Raw genomic sequence first — 25,653 nt, forward strand, 5'->3', positions numbered from 1 at the left:
TCGCCAAAACAGGGCGAGGAATATCATCTCAGGAAAAATCAATGAAGATGGCGAAGGCCCCAGCCACCGCACCGTTATTCAAGGCACTGGGCGACTATAAAAGCATCCTTATCAGCGTCGGTTGTTTCACCGCGTTAATTAACGTGTTGATGCTGGTCCCGTCGATTTACATGCTGCAGGTCTACGACCGCGTGCTGTCTTCGCAAAACGAAACCACCCTGGCCATGCTGTCGCTGATGGTGGTCGGATTTTTCGCCTTCATCGGTTTGCTTGAGATCGTGCGCAGTTTCATCGTCATCCGCATCGGCAGCCAGCTTGAGCGCCGTTTCAACCTGCGCGTCTATCAGGCCGCGTTCGAGCGCAACCTGCTCAAGGGCGAGGGCAACGCCGGGCAGTCCCTTGGCGATCTGACCCACATTCGCCAATTCGTCACCGGCCCGGCGCTGTTCGCGTTCTTCGATGCGCCGTGGTTTCCGGTCTACCTGTTCGTGATCTATCTGTTCAATGTCTGGCTCGGTGTGTTCGCCACCGTGGGCGCGGTGGTGCTGATCGGCCTCGCTTGCCTTAACGAGGCGATGACCAAAAAACCCTTGGGCGAAGCCGCCGGCTTTTCGCAGAAGTCCAGCCAACTGGCCACCAGTCACCTGCACAACGCCGAAACCATTCAGGCGATGGGCATGCTCGGTGTGCTGCGCAAGCGCTGGTTCCAGGTGCATTCGCGTTTTCTCGGCCTGCAGAATCAGGCCAGCGACACCGGCGCCATCATCAGTTCCCTGAGCAAGACATTGCGTCTGTGCCTGCAATCCCTGGTTCTGGGCTTGGGCGCTTTGCTGGTGATCAAAGGCGACATGACGGCCGGGATGATGATCGCCGGCTCGATTCTGATGGGCCGCGTCCTGAGCCCCATCGATCAACTGATCGCAGTCTGGAAACAATGGAGCGGCGCCAAGCTCGCTTATCGTCGTCTTGATTCGCTGCTGCAAGCCTTTCCACCGAGTGATGAAGCCATGGCGCTGCCGGCGCCGAAGGGGCAGATCACCTTTGAACAAGTCAGCGCCGGCCCTCCGGGGCAACGTGCCGCGACCCTGCACATGGTCAATTTCAGTCTGGGTGCCGGCGAAGTGTTGGGTGTGCTTGGCGCCTCCGGCTCCGGTAAATCGACCCTGGCCCGGGTGCTGGTCGGCGTCTGGCCAACCCTCGGCGGCACTGTGCGGCTTGATGGCGCGGACATCCATCGCTGGAACCGCGACGACCTCGGTCCCTACATCGGTTACTTGCCCCAGGACATCGAATTGTTCAGTGGCAGCATCGCCGAAAACATCGCCCGGTTTCGCGAGGCCGACCCACAACAAGTCGTCGAGGCGGCGCAACAGGCCGGCGTCCATGAGTTGATCCTGCGCATGCCGCAGGGCTACGACACGGTGCTCGGCGAGGACGGCAGCGGTTTGTCCGGCGGCCAGAAGCAACGGGTGGCATTGGCCCGCGCGCTGTACGGCAAGCCAAGCCTGGTAGTGCTGGATGAACCCAATTCCAACCTCGACACCGTGGGCGAAGCGGCACTGGCCGGCGCCATCGCGCAGATGAAAGCCCAGGGCACCAGCGTGATTCTGGTGACCCATCGTTCCTCGGCCTTGGCCCAGGCCGACAAATTGCTGGTGCTCAACGAAGGTCGTTTGCAGGCCTTTGGGCCCAGCCAGGAAGTGCTCAAGGCACTCTCCGGCGCCCAGGAACAGCAACGCGAAAAAACAGCGCAAGCAGCGGGCGGTCTCAGCATGAGTCGCCAGTATCAGCCCACGACAAGGAATTCGGGTGTATGACCAGCGCTCGCATGAACACTGAAAACGAAGCGACGATGGAACACGATTACATCGCTGAACGCCCGGAGCGCGATGCGCGTTTCTTCGCCCGCATGGGCTGGATTCTGGCGATCGTCGGCGCTGGCAGTTTCTTCACCTGGGCAAGCCTCGCGCCACTCGACCAAGGCATTCCGGTGCAAGGCACGGTCGTGGTCTCCGGCAAGCGCAAGGCCGTGCAATCGATGAGTAACGGCGTGGTCAGTCGGATTCTGGTGCGCGAGGGCCAAGTGGTTAAGCAGGGCCAGCCGCTGTTTCAGCTCGACCAGACTCAGGTCGCCGCCGACGTGCAATCGCTGCAGGCGCAATACCGCATGGCCTGGGCCAGCCTGGCCCGTTGGCAGAGCGAGCGGGACAACCTCAAACAGGTAAATTTCCCCGCCCAGTTGAGCAACGATCCTGATCCGCGCCTGGCCTTGGTCCTCGAAGGCCAGCGGCAATTGTTCAGCAGCCGCCGCGAAGCGTTTTCCCGCGAGCAGGCGGGCTTGCGCGCCAGCATCGAAGGCGCGAGTGCGCAACTGGCCGGCATGCGCCGCGCACGGACGGACCTGACGGCCCAGGCCAGCTCCTTGCAACAACAACTGAGTAATCTGCAGCCCTTGGCGGACAACGGCTACATCCCGCGCAACCGCTTGATGGAGTACCAGCGGCAACTGTCGCAGGTGCAGCAGCAATTGGCGGAAAACAGTGGTGAAAGCGGCCGGGTCGAGCAGGGCATTCTCGAGTCGCGCCTGAAGTTGCAACAGCACATCGAGGAATACCAGAAAGAAGTCCGCACACAACTGGCCGACGCGCAGCTCAAAAGCGTGACCCTGGAAGAGCAATTGACCTCCGCCGGCTTCGATCTGCAACACAGCGAAATCATCGCTACCGCCGACGGCATTGCGGTCAACCTTGGGGTTCACACCGAAGGCGCGGTGGTCCGCCAAGGCGACACCTTGCTGGAGATCGTGCCGCAAGGCACTCGCCTGGAAGTGGAAGGGCACCTGCCGATCAACCTGATCGACAAGGTCGGCACCCACTTGCCGGTGGACATTCTGTTCACCGCATTCAACCAGAGCCGTACACCGCGTGTACCCGGCGAAGTCAGCCTGATCTCCGCCGACCAGATGGTCGACGAGAAAACCGGCGCGCCGTATTACGTGCTGCGCAGCAGCGTCAGCGACCAGGCCATGGAAAAACTCAACGGGCTGGTGATCAAGCCCGGCATGCCGGCGGAAATGTTCGTGCGCACAGGTGAACGTTCACTCCTCAACTATTTGTTCAAACCGCTGCTCGACCGGGCAGGCTCCGCGTTGACCGAGGAATAAGGATGTTCGGCTGTATGAATAAGCTTTCAATGCTCACAGCCACCCTGGCGTTGCTGACGTGCAACAGTGTGATGGCCGCCATGGGGCCGTTCGAGATCTACGAGCAAGCGTTGCGCAATGACCCGGTGTTCCTTGGCGCCATGAAGGAACGCGATGCCGGTCTTGAAAACCGCATCATTGGCCGCGCCGGGCTGTTGCCCAGGATCGGTTACACCTACAACAAGGGCCGCAACACCTCCAAGGTCACGCAAATCAATGAAGGTCGGCCGGACTTCACCGAGGACCGCAACTACAGCAGCTACGGCTCTAACCTGACCCTGCAACAGCCATTGCTCGATTACGAAGCCTACGCGGCGTATCGCAAAGGCGTGGCGCAGTCGTTGTTTGCCGACGAAGCCTTCCGCGGCAAGAGCCAGGAATTGCTGGTTCGTGTGCTGGAAAACTACACCAATGCGCTGTTCGCCCAGGATCAGATCGACATCGCGCTGGCCAAGAAGAAAGCCTTCGAACAGCAGTTCCAGCAGAACGAGCAGATGTTCCGTCAGGGCGAGGGCACGCGCACCGATATTCTTGAAGCCGAGTCCCGCTACGAGCTGGCGACCGCCGAGGAAATCGAGGCGCGCAACGAGCAGGACGCGTCCTTGCGCGAACTGGGCGCGCTGATTGGCGTGCCGGCCGTCGACATCACGGACCTGGCGCCGCTGGACCAGAACTTCCAGACCTTCAGCCTGCAGCCGGCCAACTTCGACACCTGGCACGAGATGGCCGTGGCCAACAACCCGAACCTGGCCTCCCAGCGCCAGGCGGTGGACGTTGCGCGTTATGAAGTCGAACGCAACCGCGCCGGGCACTTCCCGAAAGTCAGTGCGTACGCTTCCGTGCGTCAGAACGAGTCGGAAAGCGGCAACACCTACAACCAGCGTTACGACACCAACACCATCGGCATCGAAGTCAGCGTGCCGTTGTATGCCGGTGGCGGGGTGTCGGCGTCGACCCGACAGGCCAGCCGCACCATGGAACAGGCCGAGTACGAACTGGACGGCAAGACCCGGCAAACCCTGATCGAACTGAGGCGGCAATTCAGTGCCTGCCTGTCCGGGGTGAACAAACTTCGGGCTTATCAGAAAGCCCTGAAGTCGGCGGAAGCACTGGTGGTCTCGACCAGGCAAAGCATCCTGGGCGGTGAGCGGGTGAACCTGGATGCGTTAAATGCCGAACAACAACTATTTACCACCCGCCGGGATTTGGCACAGGCAAGGTACGACTACCTGATGGCCTGGACCAAGTTGCATTACTACGCCGGGACCTTGAATGAGCAGGATCTGGCCAAGGTGGACGAGGCGTTCGGCCAGGGCCCAAAGACCCAATGATTTCCTGAAGAAACACCCCTGTGGTGAGGGGATTTATCCCCGTTGGGCTGCGAAGCGGCCCCAGCAGTTCGTTAGCTACACGCATTTCAGGATTGACGACTGCTGCGCAGCCGAACGGGGATAAATCCCCTCACCACATGTTTCGCCAACTGCTACAGATGCGTTGCGGCCCTTAATGGGCAAACAGAATTCTAAAAACGCCAAAAAAGCGAGAAGTAAACATGGACGTACAGATCAAGCCGATGTCGGTCGGCACGTTGTTGCTCTGGATTTCAGTAGCGCCCGGCTCGGCCCAGGCGCTTTATCAGGAAACCGGCACCCTGGGTGATGCCGCCAGTTGGCGTACCACAGAATTCCAGCGCGATTGGGGGCTGGCCCGCATGCAGGCCGATCAGGCGTACGCCGCCGGCATTACCGGTAAAGGCGTAAAAATCGGCGAGCTCGATTCAGGCTTCGATGCGTCCCACCCCGAATTCGCCACCGACCGTTACCACGCGGTGCTGACCAGCGGCAGTTACGTCGACGGTTCACTGTTCAATGTCGACGGCACCCTCAACGCCAACAACGACTCCCACGGCACCCACGTCGCGGGCACCATCGGCGCCTCCCGCGATGGCACCGGCATGCACGGCGTGGCCTACAACGCGCAGGTCTACGTCGGCAACACCAACAAGAACGATAGTTTTCTGTTCGGTCCCAACCCGGATCCGCGCTACTTCAAAGCGGTCTATAACGCCTTGGCCGACGCCGGCGTACGGGCGATCAATAACAGTTGGGGCAGCCAGCCACCGGACGTCAGCTATCGCACCCTCGGCGATCTGCACGCCGCTTACGCCCAGCACTGGAACAAAGGCACCTGGCTAGACGAAGCGGCTGACGTTTCCCGACGCGGCGTGATCAACGTGTTCAGCGCCGGCAACAGCGGTTACCCGAATGCCAGCGTGCGTTCGGCCTTGCCGTATTTTGAACCTGACCTGGAAGGCCATTGGCTGGCAGTGTCGGGGCTGGATCAAAGCAATCAGCAAAAGTACAACCAGTGCGGCATCGCCAAGTATTGGTGCATCACCACCCCCGGCGCGAAGATCGACAGCACCATTCCCGACGCCGGTTATGCGATCAAGTCCGGCACGTCCATGTCCGCGCCACACGCCACCGGAGCTTTGGCGTTGGTGATGGAACGCTATCCGTACATGACCAACCAGCAGGCGCTGGAAACCCTGCTGACCACCGCCACCCAACTCGACGGTTCTGTCACCCAGGCGCCGAATACCCGCGTCGGCTGGGGCGTGGCCAACCTTGAACGGGCGATGCGCGGGCCGGGGCAATTGCTTGGGCGCTTCGACGCCAATCTGGGGGCAGGGCAGAGCGATGTCTGGAGCAACGATATCTCGGACAACGCGCTGATCCAGCGGCAGAGCGAAGACGTGGCCGAACGCAGCGCCTGGCAACAAACCTTGAGCAACAAAGGTTGGCAGAACGGTGTGCCGGCCGGTGCCAGCCAGCAGGACAAGACGGATTACGCCGTCGGCATGGCTCGCGATTCAGCCGCCGCCAACCGGGTCTACGAAGGCAGCCTGATCAAGTCCGGCGCCGGTCGCTTGATGCTGACCGGTGACAATAGCTATCGCGGGGCAACCACGGTCAATGGCGGTTTGCTGTCGGTCAACGGTTCGCTGGCATCCCGTGTGACCGTCAATGACAGCGGCACGCTGGGCGGGTCGGGACGAATCGGCGCCCTGACCGCCAACCGAGGCGCTACCATCGCGCCGGGCAATTCCATCGGCACCTTGCAGGTCGCTGGCGACGTGACGTTTGCCCCCGGTTCGACCTACGCGGTGGAGCTGTCGCCGACCGACAGCGACCGCATCATCGCGGGCGGCACGGCCACCGTCAGCGGCGCGACAGTCAGCCTGTCGCTGGAAAACAGCCCGACCTTGCTCAGCACCCACCAAGTGCAAAGCCTGCTCGGTCATCAATACAACATCCTGCAAGCGGCCGGCGGCATTCAAGGTCAGTTCGGTGCGGTGCTGCCCAACTATCTGTTCATTGGCGGCAGCCTCGACTACGCCGCCACCGGTATTCAACTGAGTGTGGGGCGCAACGATACGACGTTCGCCAGCGTCGGCCAGACGCCGAATCAGCGCGCCGTTGCCTCCGCTGTGGAAGGTCTTGGCGCGGGGAATCCGGTTTACGAAAGTCTGCTGCTGTCGCCCACCGCAACGTCCGCACAGCAGGCGTTCCAGCAGTTGTCGGGGGAAATTTACCCGGCGTTGGGCTCGGTGCTGATCAACGACAGCCGTTACTTGCGTGATGCGGTCGGTGAGCGACTGATTGACGCTAAAGGTTCTCAAAGCAATGGCTGGATCAAAGCGTTGGGGGCTTGGGGCAAGACCGACGACCGCCATGACACCGCCGGTTACACCACCTCGATTGGCGGCTTGCTCGCCGGTGTCGATGGCGCGATCGACGAGCAAACCCGCATCGGTCTGGTCACGGGCTACAGCGACAGTTCCGTGAGCATGGGCTCGGGCACGCATTCATCGGCCAAGGTCGACAGCTATCACTTGGGTGCCTATGCCGGCCGCGAGTTGGGCGCCTGGCGCCTGAGTGCTGGTGGTGCCTATAGCTGGCATCGCGCCGACGTCAAACGTGACCTGCAATACGGCGACGTCAGCGCCAAACAGAAAGCTAAAGTCGATGCCGGCACCACTCAAGTGTTCGGTGAGGCGGCGTATCGCCTGAACCTGCAACCGCTGGCGCTCGAACCCTTTGCCAATCTGGCTTACGTGCACCTCGACACCGAAGGCTTCACCGAGAAAGGCGATGGCGCCGCACTGAAAAGCAGTGGCAACACGCGGGATGCGGTGCTCAGCACCTTGGGCGTGCGCGCGTTGAAAACCGTGAACCTGTCCAGCCAGCAGCAACTAGACCTGAGCGGCAGCCTCGGCTGGCAGCACAACCTGAGCAATACCGATGCTGAAGAAAATCTGGCATTTGCCAGCGGCAGCACGGCGTTCTCGGTGGAAGGTTCGCCCATGGTGCGTGACGCGGCGCTGATAGGCGCCCATGCCAGCCTGGCCCTAAGCCGGGATGTTCGCGTGAACCTCGATTACACCGGCCAACTGGCCAGCCGCGAGAAAAGTCATGGCGTAGGGCTGAGCCTCAATTGGCAGTTCTGACGCGAACCCTGTAGCAGCTGCCGAGCAGCGCGAGGCGGCGTTCGGCGGCGAAGCCGTCGCAAAACCTGCGCATGCGGTTTACCTGATAAACCGCGGTGCCTGATTTCACGACGACTTCGTCGCCGAACGCCGCCTCGCGCTGCTCGGCAGCTGCTACAGGGGGCGTGCTTCACCACATAAAAGTGTGCTTTTCAAGGCACAGGATTTCGCAACACAACTAAGGACGGTAGCTGGATGAATAAGAAGTACAACAACCTTGCCTTGCTTTGCGCACTGGCCTCAGTAGGCACCGCACAAGCGGCGCCCTACGTGGAAAGCGGCCAGGCAGGCGATCCCAACAGCTGGCGCAGCGCTGAGTTCAACGCTGACTGGGGTCTGGGTGCCATCAACGCCCAAGATGCCTACGCCGCCGGTTACAGCGGCAAAGGCGTGAAGCTGGGGATCTTCGATCAACCCGTTTACGCCCAGCATCCGGAATTTTCCGGTGCCAACAAAGTGGTCACCCTGGTCACCAGTGGTATCCGCGAATACACCGACCCGTATATCCCGGTCAAAGCCGGCGATGCGTTTGTGTATGACGGTTCACCCTCGGTCGGTTACGACGGCAAGCTCGGCTCCCACGGCACTCACGTCGGCGGGATCGCCGCGGGCAGCCGTGACGGCAACCCGATGCACGGCGTGGCGTACAACGCGCAGATCATCAGTGCCGACAACGGCGATCCGGGCCCCGAAGACGGGATCATCCTCGGCAACGACGGCGCGGTGTACAAGGCCGGTTGGGATGCGTTGATCGCCAGCGGCGCACGCATCATCAACAACAGTTGGGGCATCGGCATCACCGATCGCTTCGATCTGGGCGGTCGTGACCCTGCGTATCCGCACTTCACCGTGCAGGACGCGCAGCTGCAGTTCAATCAGATCCAACCCATCCTCGGCACACGCCAGGGCGGTGCCTACGATGGTGCGATTGCAGCCGCTCGCAGCGGCATCGTGACGATCTTCGCCGCCGGCAACGACTACAACCTCAATAACCCGGACGCCATCGCCGGCCTGGGCTATTTCGTCCCGGAAATCGCGCCGAACTGGATGACCGTCGCGGCCTTGCAGAAAAACCCGGACCTGAACAGTCCGGACCTCTACAACATCAGCACCTTCTCCTCGCGCTGCGGCTACACCGCGAGTTTCTGCGTGTCGGCACCGGGCAGCAAGATCTTCAGCGCCGTCATCGGTGGCACCAATGCCGATAACATGACCATCGGCTACGCCAACAAAAATGGCACCTCCATGGCGGCGCCGCACGTCGCAGGCGCGGTGGCGGTGCTGATGGAGCGCTTCCCGTACATGACCGGCGCCCAAGTCGCCAGCGTGCTGCGCACCACGGCCACCGACATGGGCGCACCGGGTGTCGACGCGCTGTACGGCTGGGGCATGATCAACCTGCGCAAAGGCATCGATGGGCCAGGGATGTTTGTCACCGAGCAAGACATTCCCGAAGAGTTCCGCATCCAGGGCGCCTACGGTTCCAGCCAGTTTGTCGCGGACTTGCCGGGCATCGGCGCGATCATCGATGCGGGCAAACCGACCGAGCGCGTGTGCAATGACGTGCAGTGTGGGCGGGACGTCTGGCGCAACGACATTTCCGGCCATGGCGGCCTGACCAAGCAGGGCATCGGCACGCTGGTGCTGACCGGCGCCAACACTTATGCCGGCCCGACCCTGGTCAATCAGGGCCGATTGGCCATCAACGGCTCGCTGCTCTCGTCGGTCACCGTCAATGACAGCGGGATCCTCGGCGGTAACGGCCGCATCGGCGCATTGACCGCGAAAAGCGGCGGCACCGTGGCGCCGGGCAATTCCATCGGCACCTTGCAGGTGGCGGGCGACGTGACTTTCGAGCCCGGTTCGACTTACGCCGTGGAGTTGTCGCCGACCAGCAGCGACCAGATCGTCGCGGGCGGTAAAGCCGTGATCGACGGCGCGACCGTCAGCCTGTCCCTGGAAAACAGCCCGACCTTGCTGACCACCAGCGAAGTGCAATCCCTGCTCGGCAATCAATACAACATTCTGCAAGCAGCCGGCGGCATCGAAGGGCGGTTTGGCGCGGTCCTGCCGAACTACCTGTTCATTGGTGGTGCGCTCGACTACTCGGCCACTGGCATTCAGTTGGCGGTAGAGCGCAACGCCGCGTCCTTCGCCAGCGTCGGCCAAACCCCGAACCAACGTGCGGTTGCGGCTGCCGCCGAGCAATTGGGCGCGGGCAACGCGCTCTATGAAACCCTGCTGCTGTCGCCGACCGCCGCCGTCGCACAACAAGCCTTCCAGCAACTCTCCGGTGAGATTCACCCGGCGATCGGCACGTTGCTGATCAACGACAGCCGTTACCTGCGCGACGCCGTCGGCGAACGCCTGCGTGAGCGTGATCTGTTCGATGCCGCGGCACCGACCGATGACCGCAGCAACGCCTGGGTCAAAGTCCTCGGCGCCTGGGGCAAGAGCGATGGCGGGCATGACAACGCCAGCTCGAACAGCTCCATCGGCGGCTTGCTGGCCGGTGTCGACGGTCTGATCACTGAAGATACGCGGCTGGGTTTCGTCACCGGTTATAGCGACAGTTCGTTGAGCATGGGCGATGGCACGCATTCATCTGCCTCTGTCGACAGCTACCACTTGGGCGCTTACCTGGGCCATGAAATCGACGCACTGCGTTTGAGCGTCGGCGGCGCCTACAGCTGGCATCGCATCGACGTGAAACGTGACCTGCAGTTCGGCGACGTCAGCGGCAAACAGAAATCCAAGCGCGATGCGACCACCGCGCAACTGTTCACCGAAGCCGCGTATCGCCTGGACCTGCAACCGCTGGCACTGGAACCGTTCGCCAACCTGGCTTACGTGCACCTCAACCGCGACAGCTTCACCGAGAAAGGTGATGCCGCCGCGCTCAAGGGGGGCGAAGACAACCGAGACGCCGTGCTCTCGACCCTCGGTGTGCGGGCGAGCAAAGCGATTGCGCTGTCGGACAAACAGCAACTGGAACTGTCCGGCACCCTGGGCTGGCAGCACAACCTGAGCAACACCCGTTCCGAAGACCACCTGGCCTTCGCCAACGGCAACACCGGGTTCAGCGTGCAGAGCGTGTCATTGGATCGTAACGCCGCCGTCATTGGTGCGCGGGCCGGTCTGGCGGTGGCGCAGGATGTGCGTGTGAGCCTGGATTACAACGGACTGCTGGGCTCCAACGAGAAAGACCACGGTGTAGGTCTGACACTCGATTGGCAGTTCTGAATTCACGCAAAGGAAGCAAACAACATGGGACTGTTTGATTACAAAAATGCAGATGGCAAGGCGTTGTACAGCGACGCCATCGCGCTGACGCTGTACGCGTACACGCCCACCGGTCAGCCGCTGCCGGCTATCGGATGGGCGCCGATTGGCGCTACGCAGCTGGGTTATCAAGGCCAGGTCGGTGCTCAGGGCACCTTCTATGGCGAGAAGGACGGCTTCACCAGCGCCGAAGCCGAAGTGCTCGGCAAGTACGACGCGGCGGGCAAGCTGATCGGTATCGGCATTGCCTTCCGTGGTACCGGCGGCCTGGGGTACAGCGACACCTTCGGTGACATGAAAAACAACCTGCTGGCCGCCGTCGGCCCGGTGGATTACGCGACGAACTACGCGAAAAACGCCTTCGACAACTTGCTCAAGGACGTTGCCGCGTTTTCGATAGCCCATGGCCTGAGCGCCAAAGACGTCATGGTCAGCGGCCACAGTTTGGGCGGGTTGGGCGTCAACAGCCTCGCCGAACTGAGCGGCAACAACTGGGGCGGGTTCTTCAAGGACGCCAACTACATCGCGTTCGCTTCGCCGACCCAGAGCGCCACGGGCAAAAACGTGCTGAATATCGGCTACGAAAACGACCCGGTCTTCCGGGTGCTCGACGGCACCACGTTCAGCAGCGGTTCCCTGGGCAAGCACGATGGACATCAGGACTCGGCGACTAACAACATCGTCAACTTCAATGACCAGTACGCGTCCACGGCGCAGAACCTGGTGCCGTTCAGCATCCTCAATCCGCTGAACTGGTCGGCCCACGGCTCATTGGGTTACGCCGACGGTTTGAACCGGGTGATCGACTCGCGCTTCTACGACCTCACCGACAAGGACTCGACGCTCATCGTGTCCAACCTGGCGGAATCGTCCCGGGGCAACATCTGGGTCGAGGACCTCGGCCGCAGCGGCGAGCCGCACACTGGCAGCACCTTCATCATCGGTACCGACAGCAACGATTTGCTCAAGGGCGGCGCCGGTAATGACTTCATCGAGGGTCGCGACGGTAACGACCGGTTTCGCGATGACGGTGGCTACAACATTCTGCTGGGCGGCAAGGGTAGCAACACCTTCGAGTTGCAGAAGCCGTTGCAGAACTTCAGTGTTGCCAACGATGGCGACGGCACGCTGTACGTGCGTGATGCCTACGGCGGCCTCAGCATGACCCGCGACATCGGCGCGCTGGTGAGCAAGGAGCCGGGTTCATGGTGGGGCAGCAAGGAGGTGACTTACAGCGTCACCGCCAATGGCTTGCTCAATGGCAGCGAATTGACCCACTACAACCACTCGCTCAACGGTGACGCCTACGGCAATACACTGGCGGCCAGCGTCGACGGCGACTGGTTGTTCGGTAACGCCGGCGACGATTTGCTGCGCAGCGACAAAAGCCAGGTGACCTTTGTCGGTGGCGCGGGCAACGACGTGATGCAGGCTTCGGGTGGCAACAACACCTTCCTGTTCAGCGGCGCCTTCGGTTTTGACGCGATCAATGGCTACCAGGGCAACGACAAACTGGTGTTCCTCGGCGTACAGGGCGCGGGGCAGGGTTACGACTACAAGCAACACGCCTCGCAGTCGGGCCATGACACGCTGCTGAAAGTGGGCGATTTTGCCGTGACTCTGGTGGGCGTGGGGCTGGACAGTCTGTCGGCTTCAGGCATTACGTTTGCGTAAAAGCTGCATGCACTAAATGCTCCGGGGCGCCTCGGGAGCGAGGCGTCCTGGTTGTGAGCTATCTCTGACAATTCCAACAAAGAGAGAGGCAATACCCATGGGTGTGTATGACTACAAAAACTTCGGTACAGCCGATTCCAAAGCGTTATTCACCGACGCGATGGCGATCACGCTGTATTCCTATCACAACCTCGACAACGGCTTTGCCACCGGTTACCAGCACAACGGCTTCGGCCTTGGCTTGCCGGCGACCCTGGTCACCGCGCTTCTGGGCGGCACCGATTCCCAGGGCGTAATCCCGGGCATTCCATGGAACCCCGATTCGGAAAAAGCCGCACTGGAAGCCGTGCAAAAAGCCGGCTGGACACCCATCACCGCCTCGCAACTGGGCTATGACGGCAAGGTCGACGCTCGCGGAACGTTCTTCGGCGAGAAGGCCGGGTACACCAGCGCGCAGGTCGAGATCCTCGGCAAGTACGATGCTCAGGGCCATCTGACCGAAATCGGTATCGCCTTTCGCGGCACCAGCGGCCCGCGAGAAACCTTGATCAGCGACTCCATCGGCGACGTGATCAACGATCTGCTGGCGGCGCTCGGCCCCAAGGATTATGCGAAAAACTACGTGGGCGAAGCTTTTGGCAATCTGCTCGGCGACGTCATGGCCTTTGCCCAGGCCAATGGCCTGTCGGGCAAAAACGTGCTGGTCAGCGGCCACAGCCTCGGCGGGCTGGCGGTCAACAGTCTGGCTGACTTGAGCACGGACAAGTGGTCCGGGTTCTACAAGGATTCCAACTACATCGCCTACGCGTCCCCGACCCAGAGCAGCACCGACAAAGTGCTCAACGTCGGCTATGAAAACGACCCGGTGTTTCGTGCCCTCGACGGATCATCCTTCAACCTGTCGTCGGTGGGCGTGCACGATGCCGCCAAGGCTTCGGCGACCGATAACATCGTCAGTTTCAACGACCACTACGCCTCGACAGCGTGGAATGTGCTGCCGTTCTCCATCCTCAACATCCCGACCTGGATTTCGCACTTGCCGACCGCCTATGGCGACGGCATGAACCGGGTGATCGAATCGAAGTTCTACGACCTCACCAGCAAGGACTCGACGATCATCGTCGCCAATCTCTCGGACCCGGCGCGCGCCAACACCTGGGTTCAGGACTTGAATCGCAACGCTGAAACTCACAAGGGCAGCACGTTCATCATCGGCAGCGACGGCAACGACCTGATTCAGGGCGGCAAGGGCAACGACTACCTGGAGGGTAGGGACGGCAACGACAGCTTCCGCGACGGTGGCGGCTACAACATCCTGCTGGGGGGCAAGGGCAGCAACGTGCTGGACTTGCAGCAGTCGGTGAAAAGTTTCGATTTTGCCAATGACGGCACGGGCAACCTCTACGTCCGTGATGCCAGTGGCGGCATCAGCATTACCCGGGACATCGGCAGCATTGTCACCAAGGAACCGGGGTTCCTGTGGGGGCTGTTCAAGGATGACGTGACGCACAGCGTGACGGCCAATGGTCTGGCGGTCGGCAACAACCTGACCGCGTACGCGTCATCGGTGAAGGGCGGCGCGGGGGCCGATACGCTCAAGGCGCATGCAACGGGCGACTGGCTGTTTGGTCTGGACGGCAACGATCATTTGATTGGCGGCCAGGGCAACGATGTGTTTGTCGGCGGGACGGGGAATGACCTGATGGAATCGGGAGGCGGGATCGATACGTTCCTGTTCAGCGGTGCGTTCGGCCAGGACCGGGTGCTGGGGTATCAGGCAAACGACAAGCTGGTGTTCCTCGGGGTTCAGGGGGTAGCGCCGAATGATGACTATCGGGCTCATGCCACGGCGGTGGGGCAGGATACGGTGCTGACGTTTGGTGGTGATTCGGTAACGTTGGTGGGGGTTGGGCTGGAGAGTTTGGCTGGCTCAGGAATTGTAATCGCCTGATGTTGATGTGGCGCCAGTAAGGGCCTCATCGCGAGCAGGCTCACTCCCACATTGGATCTCCAGAGTTTGCAGGATCCCTGTGGGAGCGGGCTTGCCCGCGAAGAACGATAACGCGGTAAACCTGCCTGAATTCGTGACCCAACAGTCACCTGCGGACTCCAATACCTTGCAACAACAGGATTGAGTACTGGATCAGGAGATTAAGGAACGTGAGTAACAGCAAGAAGCACCTCATCGGATTGGCACTGGCCCTGTTATCGGCAAGCGCCACCGCGGAGTTGCCTCACAGCTCGATTTTGAGCCGCTATGGCATGACGCCAGATCAACTGCCGACGCCGGCATCGCCGGAAACCGTCGAACCCCTTGAAGAGAAAAGCCGCTTCCAGCTCCAGCCGGAGCAGCCTTTTGTGACCTTTCGCTCGGAGCAAAAGCATCCGGAGATCACCGGAAATATCAGCATCGATCACGCGATGCAGCAGGAATATGACCGCTGCCAGAAGATTAATGAAGAGCTGAGAAGGCGAGGGGGGAAGTTCATTTCGTGCGATAACAGCACGCCGTGGATGCCTTAGGCTTTTGGCGTCTGTGAGGGACACATCGCGGGCTTGCCCGCGATGAACGATGACTCGGTCCTCAGTCTTCCTCGCGAACCGTGGCCACGTCGTTGGCATTGACCTTCACTTTCGCGCCAGAAATATCCTCGAACTCATAGAAGCCGTCCTTGGTCTTGGTTTTCGGCATGTCCTTGGTCAAATACTGGGTGCCGTTCTGCAACGTCACGACCGTTGGCGTGGAGCAACCGGCCAGGGCCAGGAAGGCCGCAGCTGCCAAAGGCAAACCCAGAGTCTTGATATTCATACCCACCTCTCAAATGCTTGAAATAAGCCGCTATGCCGGTTGGTGCCGTGGAACGGCAGAAAGTTCGATGGCCACCTGAAAATAAACAAATAGCGCCGCCGCTTATCCTTTTCCGTTTGCACAGGATACGCCGTAGCTGGTATCTGTACGCATAACCAGTACTCGCTTGCCATGGCCCTTTTTCCCTGTGACTGCAAATCCTCTCGACGACCCGTTCTATTACTTGAACAACTTCATGCAAGTGCTTGATTGGCTTGAACATCGCTATGCCGATGTGCTGAGCGTCGAGGAGCAAGCCTTCATCCGTGATTTCCGTCGGCAACCCCGCGAGTCCCGGGCGCTGCTGGTCAGGATGGTGATGCGCAAGGGCCTGCATTTCAGGGCCGGCAAATTGAGTTACCTCGAAATCGGTGACATTGCCAGCGCTGCCGAGCCGTTGCTGGCGGCAGGCTGGATCTCTGATCAGTCGCCGTTGCAGATCGAGGAACTGTTCGACGTTCTGCTCAAGGCCGAGATTCTTCACTGCTTCGGTGCGGTCATTGAGCAACCGAAAGGCAAGAAGACCGAATGGCTGGCGTTCCTGAGCGAGCAGTTTTGCGAAGCACAAAGCTTCGCGCAATGGTGCCCGCAGCTGAACGACCGACTGTTCACGTTGACTCTTATGGACCTGTGTGACCGCTTGCGGCTGATGTTCTTCGGCAACCTGTATCAGGATTGGTCGGAGTTCGTGCTGGCCGATCTCGGCATCTTTACCTATGAGAAAGTCGAGTTCTGCGTCGAGTCCCGAGGCTTGCGCTGCCGTGAAGACGTGGACGCCTGCCTGTTCCTGCATCACTGCCAGCAACGTTTCGAGGCCGGTGAAGACGTGGCGGTCATTGTCGAGCAGATCAACGAATTGCAACTCGATAACCCTTGGCTGCAACGACGTCGCGGCAAGTTGTTGTTCCAGATCGGTCAGCACTGCGAACGCATGGCGGATTTCTCCACGGCGCTGACGATTTACCGCGACTGCGTCTATCCCGGCGCACGCGTGCGACTTATTCGTGTGCTGGAGCGCTGCGGTGAATATCAGTTGGCCCTGCACTTGGCCATGCACGCGGAACAATCGCCGGAAAGCGCCACCGAGCATCAGCATCTGCTGCGTGTGTTGCCCAGGCTGCGGCGCAAACTGGGCGGGCCGGCGATGAAGCGGCCGTCCCCCCGGGAAATGCTGCGCCTGGACCTTCAGTTGCCAAGGACCGATCTGGCGCTGTCGGTTGAATATTACGTTCAGGCGCATCTGGCGGAGGATTCGGCGCCGGTGCATTACGTCGAGAACAGCCTGATCAACTCATTGTTCGGGCTGTTGTGCTGGCCGGCGATCTTTGCCCCGTTGCCGGGAGCGTTTTTCCACCCGTTCCAGCGCGGGCCGGTGGACTTGCTCAACGAGGACTTCCATGCGCGTCGAGCTGATTTGTTTGAGGCGTGTCTCGCCGAACTCGATGACGGCCGCTATCTAGAGACAATTCGTGAACGTTACGTCGCCAAGTGGGGCGTGCAGTCACCCTTCGTGTTCTGGAGCGCGCTGAGCGAAGAACTGCTGGATCAGGCGCTCGATTGCCTGCCCGCCGAACACCTCAAGCACTGGTTCAACCGTCTGCTGCTGGACATCAAGGCCAACCGTGCCGGCATGCCCGACCTGATCCAGTTCTGGCCGCAGCACAAGACCTACCGCATGATCGAAGTCAAAGGCCCCGGCGATCGCCTGCAAGACAACCAATTGCGCTGGCTGGAGTTCTGTCACGAACATCAGATGCCGATCGCCGTCTGCTATGTGCAATGGGCGGAGCAGAGCGCTTGAGCTACAGCATTGCGGTGCGGGCGTTGTGTGAATTCACCGCCAAGGTAGGCGACCTCGACCTGCGTTTCACTCCGTCGCCGACCGCGCTGGAGGGCATTGTCGGGCACCGCACCGTCGCCTCGCGTCGAAGCGAAGGCTATCAAAGCGAAGTCGCCCTCGAAGGCTTGTACAAAACCTTGAAGGTCAAGGGCAGGGCGGACGGCTATGACCCGGCGCAAAACTGCCTGGAAGAAGTCAAAACCTACCGCGGCGACCTGAGCAAGCAACCGGCCAACCACCGGCAATTGCACTGGGCCCAGGCCAAGGTCTACGGTTGGTTGATGTGTCAGAAGCTGGACCTGGGGCAGATCAATCTGGCGCTGGTGTACTTCGACATCGTCAGCGAAAAGGAAACTTGCCTGGTCGAGGTCTTCAGCGCCGGGGAACTGCAGCAATTCTTCGAGCATCATGGCGAGCTGTTCCTGCAATGGGCGGAACAGGAAATGGCCCATCGCGCGGCGCGCAATCACGCGGCGCAGCAACTGGCGTTTCCCCATGCCGACTTTCGTCCGGGGCAACGGCATCTGGCGGAATCGGTGTTCAAGGCGGTCAGCACCGGTCGTTGCCTGATGGCTCAGGCGCCAACCGGCATCGGCAAAACCGTGGGCACGTTGTTTCCGATGCTCAAGGCCTTGGCGCCGCAGCAACTGGACAAGGTATTTTTCCTCACGGCGAAGACCCCGGGGCGCAAACTGGCACTGGACGCCGCGCAAGTGATCCTGGATAGCCCCGATGCGCCGCCGCTGCGGGTATTGGAGATGATCGCCCGGGACAAGGCCTGCGAGCACCCGGACAAAGCCTGTCACGGTGAATCCTGCCCGTTGGCCCAAGGCTTTTATGATCGTCTGCCCGCCGCCCGCCAAGCCGCCAGTGAGTTGAGCCTGTTGAACCAGAACGCATTGCGTGTGGTGGCATTGGCGCATGAGGTTTGCCCTTATTACCTGAGCCAGGAAATGGCCCGTTGGGCAGACGTGGTGGTCGCCGACTACAACTACTACTTCGATTTCAGTGCGTTGCTGTTCGGGCTGGCCCAGGCCAATAACTGGAAAGTCGCGGTGTTGGTGGATGAGGCACACAACCTGGTGGAACGCGGCCGGCAGATGTACAGCGCCACGCTGGACCAGGCGACCCTCAACGGTGTACGAAAAGCCGCACCGGATGCGCTGAAAAAACCGTTGCAGCGGGTCAATCGTGAGTGGAATGCCCTGCATAACCTGCAATTGGCCCCGTATCAGGCGTACGACAAGGCACCGGAAAAACTCCTTCAGGCGTTGTCGTCGTGCAGCGCGAGCATCGGCGATTATCTCAACGACCACCCCCAGGGCCTGGACAGCGCCTTGCAGGGTTTTTACTTCGACATGCTGCAGTTCTGTCGTGTGGCCGAGCTCTTCGACGAGCAGTTCCTGTTCGACATCAGCAAGCGCGACCTTGACCGTAAGCAAAACCTCTCGCAACTGTGCCTGCGTAACGTGGTGCCGGCCGGTTTCATCCGCCCGCGCCTGACCGCTGCGCGCAGCACGGTGCTGTTCTCCGCGACGCTGAGCCCTCGGCATTATTACGCCGACCTGCTGGGCACACCGCCGGACACGGTGTGCATCGATGTCGAATCACCGTTCCATGCTGACCAGTTGAAAGTGCACATCGTCAGCCAGATATCGACCCGATTTGTCCATCGTCAGGCGTCCCTCGAGCCTATTGTCGAACTGATCGCCCGGCAATTCAGCCAACGCCCCGGTAACTACCTGGCGTTTTTCAGCAGCTTCGATTATTTGCAGCAAGTGGCGCAGTTAATGGCCGAACGACACCCGCAAATCACTCTGTGGTCACAGTCCCGGGGAATGGCGGAAGGGCAACGTCAGGCCTTTCTCGATCAGTTCACGGCGCACAGTCGGGGAGTCGGTTTTGCGGTGCTGGGCGGAGCGTTCGGCGAAGGCATCGACTTGCCCGGCGCACGCCTGATCGGTGCGTTCATTGCCACGTTGGGGCTGGCGCAGCTCAATCCGGTCAATGAGCAGATGAAACATCGAATGGCAGCGATTTTTGGTGCCGGTTATGACTACACCTACCTGTATCCCGGGGTGCAGAAAGTGGTGCAGGCGGCAGGACGGGTGATCCGCACCCAGCAGGATCAAGGCGTGGTGATGCTGATTGATGACCGCTTCGGCGATAGCAAGGTTAAACAATTGTTGCCGCGCTGGTGGGCGGTTGAGCCGACGCATTTTCACTCTATTGCGTAGGTTTTTTTACCTTTAAAAACAGTGATATATCTTGAAAGACTCGCTCATTTGAACAATCGGGGAGTACGAGCTTTATTCAAAGGGCCGGCATCACTTTTCAGCCGGTTCTTTGATAAGGAAATCAAGGTATGTCAGCTGCACCGAATTACGCTTACACCTCTGAGCAAGTTACCCCCGCATTCAATGAAATAAAAACCGAGCTGTTTCGCGGTAAAACGGCCGAGGTGACACCCAAAATTCTGGTGGTTGCCGGATTGCAAGGGTCGGGTAAAACCTTTCTGTTGGAAAATAAACTTCTCCCGTCCGAGCGCTACGAAAATTATGTTCGCCTCTACCTGCCCAAGTATCGACAAAAACACCCCCAATACGCGGAGATGATCAAGATCAGTGTCCTGCATGCCTATGAACATACAGAGGCCTTTGTCCTGGAAGTCAGCACCAAGATCTTCACCGAAGCCTTTACCCTCAAATACAACATCATCATGGAGTGCGCGTTCGACGACATCCGTTTCGCTACGTTTGCGCCACTGGCGACGGCGGCCGACTACCAGTTCGAAACGCACATCGTTGCCTGCACACAGGAATTCGCTCACGTATCGAGTATCAAGCGGGCACTTAAAAGCCTGGAAAGCCGTGAGCTTGAACGATTTGTCACCTACAAGGACCTCGACGCCAGCATGAGCAATGCGCGAGCGATCATTCTGGCCTTCGAGGTCGCCTCGAAAGCTGTTAGCGGCTCGCAAATCTCCGTGTATGAACGCGGCCTCGGCGTATTGAATGAGAGGGCACTGCGTCTGCATAACACCTACACCAAGGCTGTCGATGGCACCCCCTCGACAGCGCCGAACCTGTACAGCGCCTATGGCAACATCATCAACAACGACATCTACACCCCTGCCGAGCGTGACGAAATGATCAAGGAGTGCCACTTGGCGTTACTCAAAACTCAAACCTACGCCCAGCTTGTCCCTGACTTCGCCTACAACGACCTGTACGCCTACATCGTCAAACACGTGTACCGATAAGTCGTATCCATTCGGCGGCGAAGCGATGACAGTCTCCCGGCCAGCGAGCGGTCAGCAACTGGCCATCACGGACGACGAAACCTCGTTGTGGCCGGTCCGCCGAATCACGCACTGCCAGGAATGGCCCACGCAGGAAATCCGTCGGACTGGACAGTGCGGCGGTGACTTGCGCTTCGACCGTTTGAGGATAGGTTCGGTAGTAGCGTCCGAGCCAGGCGGCGGTGATTGCCCAGGCAGGCAGTTCCATGGCATTGGCCACCAATGCGGTGACCTTGCGACCCTGCAACACTGAAAACCCGGAGACGGGGTCAAGCGTGCGGGCAAGCAGCAGCACGCCGTGACAGACCGCTGCGACCGGTTTGTCTGCCTTGAAAAAGTGCAGGACAATCCGTCGGGCCTGCTCGGACTCCAACAGGCTGCGCATGCCCTTGGCATGTCCGCCGGGAATCAGCAGCCCGTGGAACTCGCCGGGGTCGACATCGTCATAGGACAGCGGATTGCGAAATGTCGGGTCTTCGATCATCCGGGCGTAGCTGGCAAGGTCGGCCTTGCGTGTCATCAGTAGCGGGTTCAATGGGCCGAAGCCGATGTCCACCAGGCGCGAGTCGGCGTAGGCGGGCAGTCCCTCGGGTGACGCGAAGCGCACCTCGATGCCGGCCTGGCGCATGGCTTGCCACGGAACGCTGCTCTCAGTGGGATCGTAGTCGCAAGTCGGTAACAGAATCAGAATCATCGGGGCGCCTTGAAACCGCCAGGAATGGCGTTTGGCGTCGAGAATAGGTGGTCTGAGCGCTATGCTCCAGTGCACGACCGTTTTCTGGCTTACCAAGTCCTCGGTTTGTCGCATACTCCACAAAACAATAGTCACGGGTGTGATCGATGAGCGATATCCAGTCCAAAACCAAATCTATCGAGGAAATGCGCTTTCGCCTGCTGATTGATGCCGTGGTGGACTATGCGATTTACATGATTGACCCCGGTGGCATCATCACCAGCTGGAACGCTGGCGCCAAGCGGTTCAAGGGCTATGAAGAGGCGGAGATTCTCGGTCAGCATTTCTCGCGGTTCTATACCGAAGAAGACCGACGCATCGGCTTGCCCCAGCGTGCACTGGATACGGCGACTCGCGAAGGCCGTTTCGAGAGCGAAGGCTGGCGGGTTCGCAAGGACGGCTCGCACTTCTGGTGCCACGTTGTGATCGATCCGATTATCGATCCGAACGGCAAGCTGCTGGGTTTTGCCAAGATCACCCGTGACCTGACCGACCGCAAAATGGCCGAGGAAACCCTCAAGCAAAGCGAGCAGCAGTTTCGCTTGCTGGTTCAAAGCGTCACCGATTACGCCATCTATATGCTCGCCCCGGATGGACGCCTGACCAACTGGAACCTTGGAGCCCAGCGCATCAAGGGCTACCGGCCCGAAGAAGTCATCGGCCAGCATTTTTCGATCTTCTACACCCCTGAAGACCGCGAAGCCGGGGAACCGCAACGCGCGCTGGAGACGGCTACGCGGGAGGGTCGCTTCGAAAACAAGGCCTGGCGCGTGCGCAAGGACGGTACACGGTTCTTTGCCCATGTCGTGGTCGATCCGATCTGGGGCGAAACGGGTACGTTGCTGGGTTTTGCCAAAATCACCCGGGATATCACAGAGGCCACGCTCGCACAGAAGGCCCTGGAGCAGACCCGAGAAGCGCTGTTCCAGGCGCAGAAGATGCAGGCCATCGGCCAACTCAGTGGCGGGATTGCCCACGATTTCAACAACCTTCTGACCGTCATCCTCGGCAACCTGGAAATCGTACGCAAACGCGTGGGAGAAGATCCGAAAGTCACTCGATTGGTGGATAACGCCACCCAGGGTGCCTTGCGTGGCGTTTCCCTGACCCAGCGCATGCTGGCTTTCGCAAGGCGTCAGGAACTCCAGTCCGAATCCGTTGAGATACCTGCGCTGGTAGAAGGGATCAGCGGACTGTTGCGCAGCTCTCTCGGGCCTTCCGTACAGCTCGAAACACGCTTTTCCCCTGACCTCGTACCGGTCGTGGCCGATGTCAATCAACTCGAACTGGCGGTGCTGAACCTCGCCACCAATGCCCGGGATGCCATGCCCAACGGCGGCAAAATCGTCATCAGTACCCGGACCGAAGAAATCCCCGATCAATCAACGTTAATGCTGGAGGCCGGCCAATATGTCTGCCTGAGTGTCACCGATACGGGAGAAGGGATGGATGAGGCCACGCTGGCCTCGGCCATGGACCCGTTTTTCACCACAAAAGGCGTGGGCAAGGGCACGGGGTTGGGGTTGTCGATGGTCCACGGCTTTATCGAGCAATTGGGCGGGCGATTCATTCTCAAGAGTCAGAAGGACATAGGCACCACCGCTGAACTCTGGATACCCGCGACCACCGCTACATCGGTCATCAAACCCGCTGCAGCGGAAGTGGAAGCACACCCAGTGGCTCAATTGTGCGTATTGGTCGTGGACGATGACAGCCTGGTGTTGACCAGTACCGGCTTGCTGCTGGAGGACCTCGGCCACCGGGTGCTCAGTGCGATGTCCGGCGCACACGCGCTGGAGTGGTTTAACACCGCGCAGCACATTGACCTGGTCATTACCGACATGGCAATGCCACAAATGAATGGCGCGCAGCTGGCAAAAGCCATCCGGACCCTGAGGCCAGACCTGCCGATTATCCTCGCCACGGGTTATGCCGAACGCCTGGAAGGCTTCGCGACCGAACTCCCGCGTTTGTCCAAACCTTTTACCCAACTCAATCTGGTGGAGGTCATTGCCCTGGCCATGAAATGACTCGCATTGCGCTCAGCCGTTAGCGTTCTTCCTGAAGCCGCGCAAGTTCATGGCACACAGGCAAAACTGCAACACGATCAATGCATAGGCGTGGGTGTGGTAACCCCAGATCACCCACAGCAGGTTGCTGACGATAAAACAGCTGAAGCCCCACACCCTGCGCGAGGGTGTTTGTGAGCCGATCAACCACGCTGCCAGCACCGTGACCAGCATTGCCGGCCATTGCACCCAATCAAGAGAGTCCATGCGTGTCCTTAAAGTCAGAGTCTGTATCTGAGGGGACCACGGCGGCGAAGTAGCGTTCGAGCGAACGCGCATTGAGTCCGGCTGAACTTTACTCGGAAAGGTTTCTTCTAAACGCTTTCCCAGCCCATGTGTATGTCCCGTGCCCAGAATACTGACCGAACCTGCCGCCGAAGAAGCTTTATCCGAGCACAACGCCAAGATGTTCGGCTCACCAAAGGAGCGCCTGGATTTCTACCGCCGGGAAATCCAGTACGAAACCAGCATCCTCGCCAATCGAACCGATGCTTACCTGGCAGCGCAATCGTTTCTTGTAATTGCCTTCGCGTCCTGCATGTCCAACCTCAATCCCGAGTGGGGAAAACTCTTCACCCTGGTGGTGCCGCCGTTCCTTGCGTTGCTTGGGCTGCTCAGTTCGCTGAACGCCTGGCCGGGGATTCGTGCAGCCTACGACATCATCGATCACTGGCACTTCAAGCAGAGTGAGTTGTTGCGCAGCGAGCCATTGATGGGGCTGGCTTACGATGAGTCGCCGCTGTTCAGCGAAATGGAATCGTCCCACAAGGGTTATCGTAAATCGCTGCTGTTTTCCGTGCGCACGCCATGGATCTTCGCGACGTTCTGGGTTTTGCTGGGCAGCTACGCGGTTTACATTCAGGTGACCAACCCTGGCGGCTGATCCGCACATGCAAAAAGCCCGGCAAATGCCGGGCTTCTTTACATAAGTCACCCCAATCATGCTGCCAGATTAGGCGTGCTCATTTCTTTCTTGTACTGGGCTTTCAGCGTTTCCATCTGCGCACCCAACTCTTCGAGGGTGGCTTTGCCCAGCAGCTTTTTGGCCTGAGGGAACATTTCGGTTTCCTCTTCTTCGATGTGGTGTTCCAGCAGCTCCTTGACCACTTTCACACGACCTGCGAATTCCGGGGTGGATGGGTCGGTGACTTTCAGGTCCGGCAGCACCAGCGAATCCACAGTGCGATGTTCTTCCTTGGCTTCGTAATACATGACGTCCTGTTCCTTGCCTCCGGCCTTTTTATACGCTGGATACAAGACTTCCTCTTCGAGGCGGGTATGGATGGCAATTTCCATTTCAAGCTTGGCCAGCAGTTCGGTGCGTTTTTTAACGCCACGCTCGGTGGACTCGCTCAATTGGGTCAGGATGCCCTTTACACGTTCATGGTCGGCTTTCAACAGGTCGATGGCGTTCATGGTCGAATCTCTCAAATAGTCACGGGGATGGGCGCAAACGGTCTCATGGCCGTAGGTCGCTCATTGTCCTGGAGCATTTGTCGTGCCGACTTTGACTCATCAATAAAACCATATAAAACAACAGGTTGAAAAGGCTGATGGCGAACTGAGGTCGTGCAGGCTGCATGAGTCCGGAAATTGACTCATGCAGTTCGCGGCGTGAATTTTTCCCTCGAAAAATGTGAATTTTTAGCATCTTATCGCCGATCAGATTCGCACCACCGAAACCGTGCTTGCCACCTTGAAACTGGAGGGCCGCAGTCTAAGCGGTACCGGTGATGTAACACCTGACTACCAGGCAGCAAAGAGCCCGGCAAATAGCCGGGCTCTTTAGTCAGTGAGCCGCAGAATGAGGCGCGCCTGGTGGGCGGCGGCTCAAGCCCGGTCTTCAAGCCGCTGGCGCAACCGGTGAGAGTTGTTCACCGACATCGGGATCGGCGGAAAATTTTCGTTGAGCACGCGCAGATGCTCGATCGCTTCCTGAAACTTCAGATCAGCCTTCCTGCGCATCGCTCGATAGCGTTCAAACCGTTCCATGTCCATCTCGCCGCCCTCAAGCATCTCGAAGGCACAGAGGTTCAACGCCTGGGCGTCTTCGAACATCTGGCGATTGCATTCCAGGGCGAACGCACGGCAGGCTTTGATTTGATCGGGGGTTGAACATTGGATCATGACCGGCACCTTAATCTATTTCGAGGTC

At 59.7% G+C, this 25,653-nt stretch carries 18 protein-coding genes; 13 read left to right on the plus strand and 5 right to left on the minus strand.

Annotated elements, in window-relative coordinates; genetic code table 11:
* Positions 1–41: 41 nt before the first annotated feature.
* From ACA060_RS14075 to ACA060_RS14110, 8 genes are all read left to right on the plus strand, one after another.
* Positions 42–1,817, plus strand: coding sequence for a type I secretion system permease/ATPase (locus ACA060_RS14075; RefSeq protein ID WP_497318010.1), 1,776 nt, complete (start codon positions 42–44; stop codon positions 1,815–1,817).
* Positions 1,814–3,163, plus strand: coding sequence for an HlyD family type I secretion periplasmic adaptor subunit (locus ACA060_RS14080; RefSeq protein ID WP_497318012.1), 1,350 nt, complete (start codon positions 1,814–1,816; stop codon positions 3,161–3,163). The genes ACA060_RS14075 and ACA060_RS14080 overlap by 4 nt, the downstream gene beginning before the upstream one ends.
* Positions 3,164–3,165: 2 nt before the next feature.
* Positions 3,166–4,533 (plus strand): TolC family outer membrane protein, encoded by a 1,368-nt coding sequence (locus ACA060_RS14085; protein WP_497318014.1) that lies wholly within the window; start codon positions 3,166–3,168, stop codon positions 4,531–4,533.
* Positions 4,534–4,754: 221 nt separating this feature from the next.
* Positions 4,755–7,712: an autotransporter serine peptidase EprS gene (eprS, locus tag ACA060_RS14090; protein WP_497318016.1), complete on the plus strand. Its 2,958-nt coding sequence runs from the start codon at positions 4,755–4,757 to the stop codon at positions 7,710–7,712.
* Between the two features lie 234 nt (positions 7,713–7,946).
* Positions 7,947–10,994 (plus strand): autotransporter domain-containing protein, encoded by a 3,048-nt coding sequence (locus tag ACA060_RS14095; protein WP_497318018.1) that lies wholly within the window; start codon positions 7,947–7,949, stop codon positions 10,992–10,994.
* Between the two features lie 24 nt (positions 10,995–11,018).
* Positions 11,019–12,707 carry a polyurethane esterase gene (locus ACA060_RS14100; RefSeq protein WP_497318020.1) on the plus strand — a complete coding sequence of 563 codons (1,689 nt, stop codon included), beginning with the start codon at positions 11,019–11,021 and terminating at the stop codon, positions 12,705–12,707.
* Between the two features lie 97 nt (positions 12,708–12,804).
* A complete protein-coding gene (locus tag ACA060_RS14105) occupies positions 12,805–14,658 on the plus strand; it encodes a polyurethane esterase (RefSeq protein ID WP_497318022.1) in 1,854 nt (617 codons plus the stop codon).
* 209 nt (positions 14,659–14,867) lie between these two features.
* The gene (locus ACA060_RS14110) at positions 14,868–15,230 is read left to right on the plus strand and encodes a hypothetical protein (RefSeq protein ID WP_109631130.1); all 363 of its coding nucleotides are present in this window, start codon (positions 14,868–14,870) and stop codon (positions 15,228–15,230) included.
* A gap of 61 nt (positions 15,231–15,291) precedes the next feature.
* Here ACA060_RS14110 and ACA060_RS14115 read toward each other — a convergent pair whose 3' ends face one another.
* On the minus strand, positions 15,292–15,516 hold the full coding sequence (locus tag ACA060_RS14115) for a YgdI/YgdR family lipoprotein (protein ID WP_109631133.1): 225 nt from the start codon (positions 15,514–15,516) through the stop codon (positions 15,292–15,294).
* Between the two features lie 187 nt (positions 15,517–15,703).
* Between ACA060_RS14115 and ACA060_RS14120 the strand changes: the two genes are divergently transcribed.
* From ACA060_RS14120 to ACA060_RS14130, 3 genes are all read left to right on the plus strand, one after another.
* The gene (locus ACA060_RS14120) at positions 15,704–17,356 is read left to right on the plus strand and encodes a VRR-NUC domain-containing protein (protein WP_497318024.1); all 1,653 of its coding nucleotides are present in this window, start codon (positions 15,704–15,706) and stop codon (positions 17,354–17,356) included.
* Positions 17,353–19,632 (plus strand): ATP-dependent DNA helicase, encoded by a 2,280-nt coding sequence (locus ACA060_RS14125; RefSeq protein ID WP_497318026.1) that lies wholly within the window; start codon positions 17,353–17,355, stop codon positions 19,630–19,632. The genes ACA060_RS14120 and ACA060_RS14125 overlap by 4 nt, the downstream gene beginning before the upstream one ends.
* A gap of 128 nt (positions 19,633–19,760) precedes the next feature.
* Positions 19,761–20,657 (plus strand): zeta toxin family protein, encoded by an 897-nt coding sequence (locus ACA060_RS14130; RefSeq protein ID WP_497318028.1) that lies wholly within the window; start codon positions 19,761–19,763, stop codon positions 20,655–20,657.
* On the opposite strand, the gene ACA060_RS14135 is transcribed toward ACA060_RS14130, so the two are convergent.
* Positions 20,638–21,390 (minus strand): DJ-1/PfpI family protein, encoded by a 753-nt coding sequence (locus tag ACA060_RS14135; RefSeq protein WP_497318030.1) that lies wholly within the window; start codon positions 21,388–21,390, stop codon positions 20,638–20,640. The two genes, ACA060_RS14130 and ACA060_RS14135, sit on opposite strands and share 20 nt — an antisense overlap.
* 146 nt (positions 21,391–21,536) lie before the next feature.
* On the opposite strand from ACA060_RS14135, the gene ACA060_RS14140 reads away from it, so the two are divergent.
* Positions 21,537–23,459: a hybrid sensor histidine kinase/response regulator gene (locus ACA060_RS14140; protein ID WP_497318032.1), complete on the plus strand. Its 1,923-nt coding sequence runs from the start codon at positions 21,537–21,539 to the stop codon at positions 23,457–23,459.
* A 12-nt stretch (positions 23,460–23,471) separates the two neighbouring features.
* Here the strand turns inward: ACA060_RS14140 and ACA060_RS14145 are convergent, their stop codons facing one another.
* Positions 23,472–23,705, minus strand: coding sequence for a hypothetical protein (locus tag ACA060_RS14145; RefSeq protein ID WP_109631148.1), 234 nt, complete (start codon positions 23,703–23,705; stop codon positions 23,472–23,474).
* 139 nt (positions 23,706–23,844) lie between these two features.
* On the opposite strand from ACA060_RS14145, the gene ACA060_RS14150 reads away from it, so the two are divergent.
* Positions 23,845–24,381, plus strand: coding sequence for a hypothetical protein (locus ACA060_RS14150; RefSeq protein WP_109631150.1), 537 nt, complete (start codon positions 23,845–23,847; stop codon positions 24,379–24,381).
* Positions 24,382–24,437: 56 nt separating this feature from the next.
* Here the strand turns inward: ACA060_RS14150 and ACA060_RS14155 are convergent, their stop codons facing one another.
* The gene (locus ACA060_RS14155; protein ID WP_109631154.1) at positions 24,438–24,914 is read right to left on the minus strand and encodes a PA2171 family ribosome-binding persister protein; all 477 of its coding nucleotides are present in this window, start codon (positions 24,912–24,914) and stop codon (positions 24,438–24,440) included.
* Between the two features lie 414 nt (positions 24,915–25,328).
* On the minus strand, positions 25,329–25,625 hold the full coding sequence (locus tag ACA060_RS14160) for a hypothetical protein (protein WP_497318035.1): 297 nt from the start codon (positions 25,623–25,625) through the stop codon (positions 25,329–25,331).
* Between the last annotated feature and the right edge of the window lie 28 nt (positions 25,626–25,653).

It is taken from the genome of Pseudomonas sp. LBUM1671, assembly GCF_059695685.1.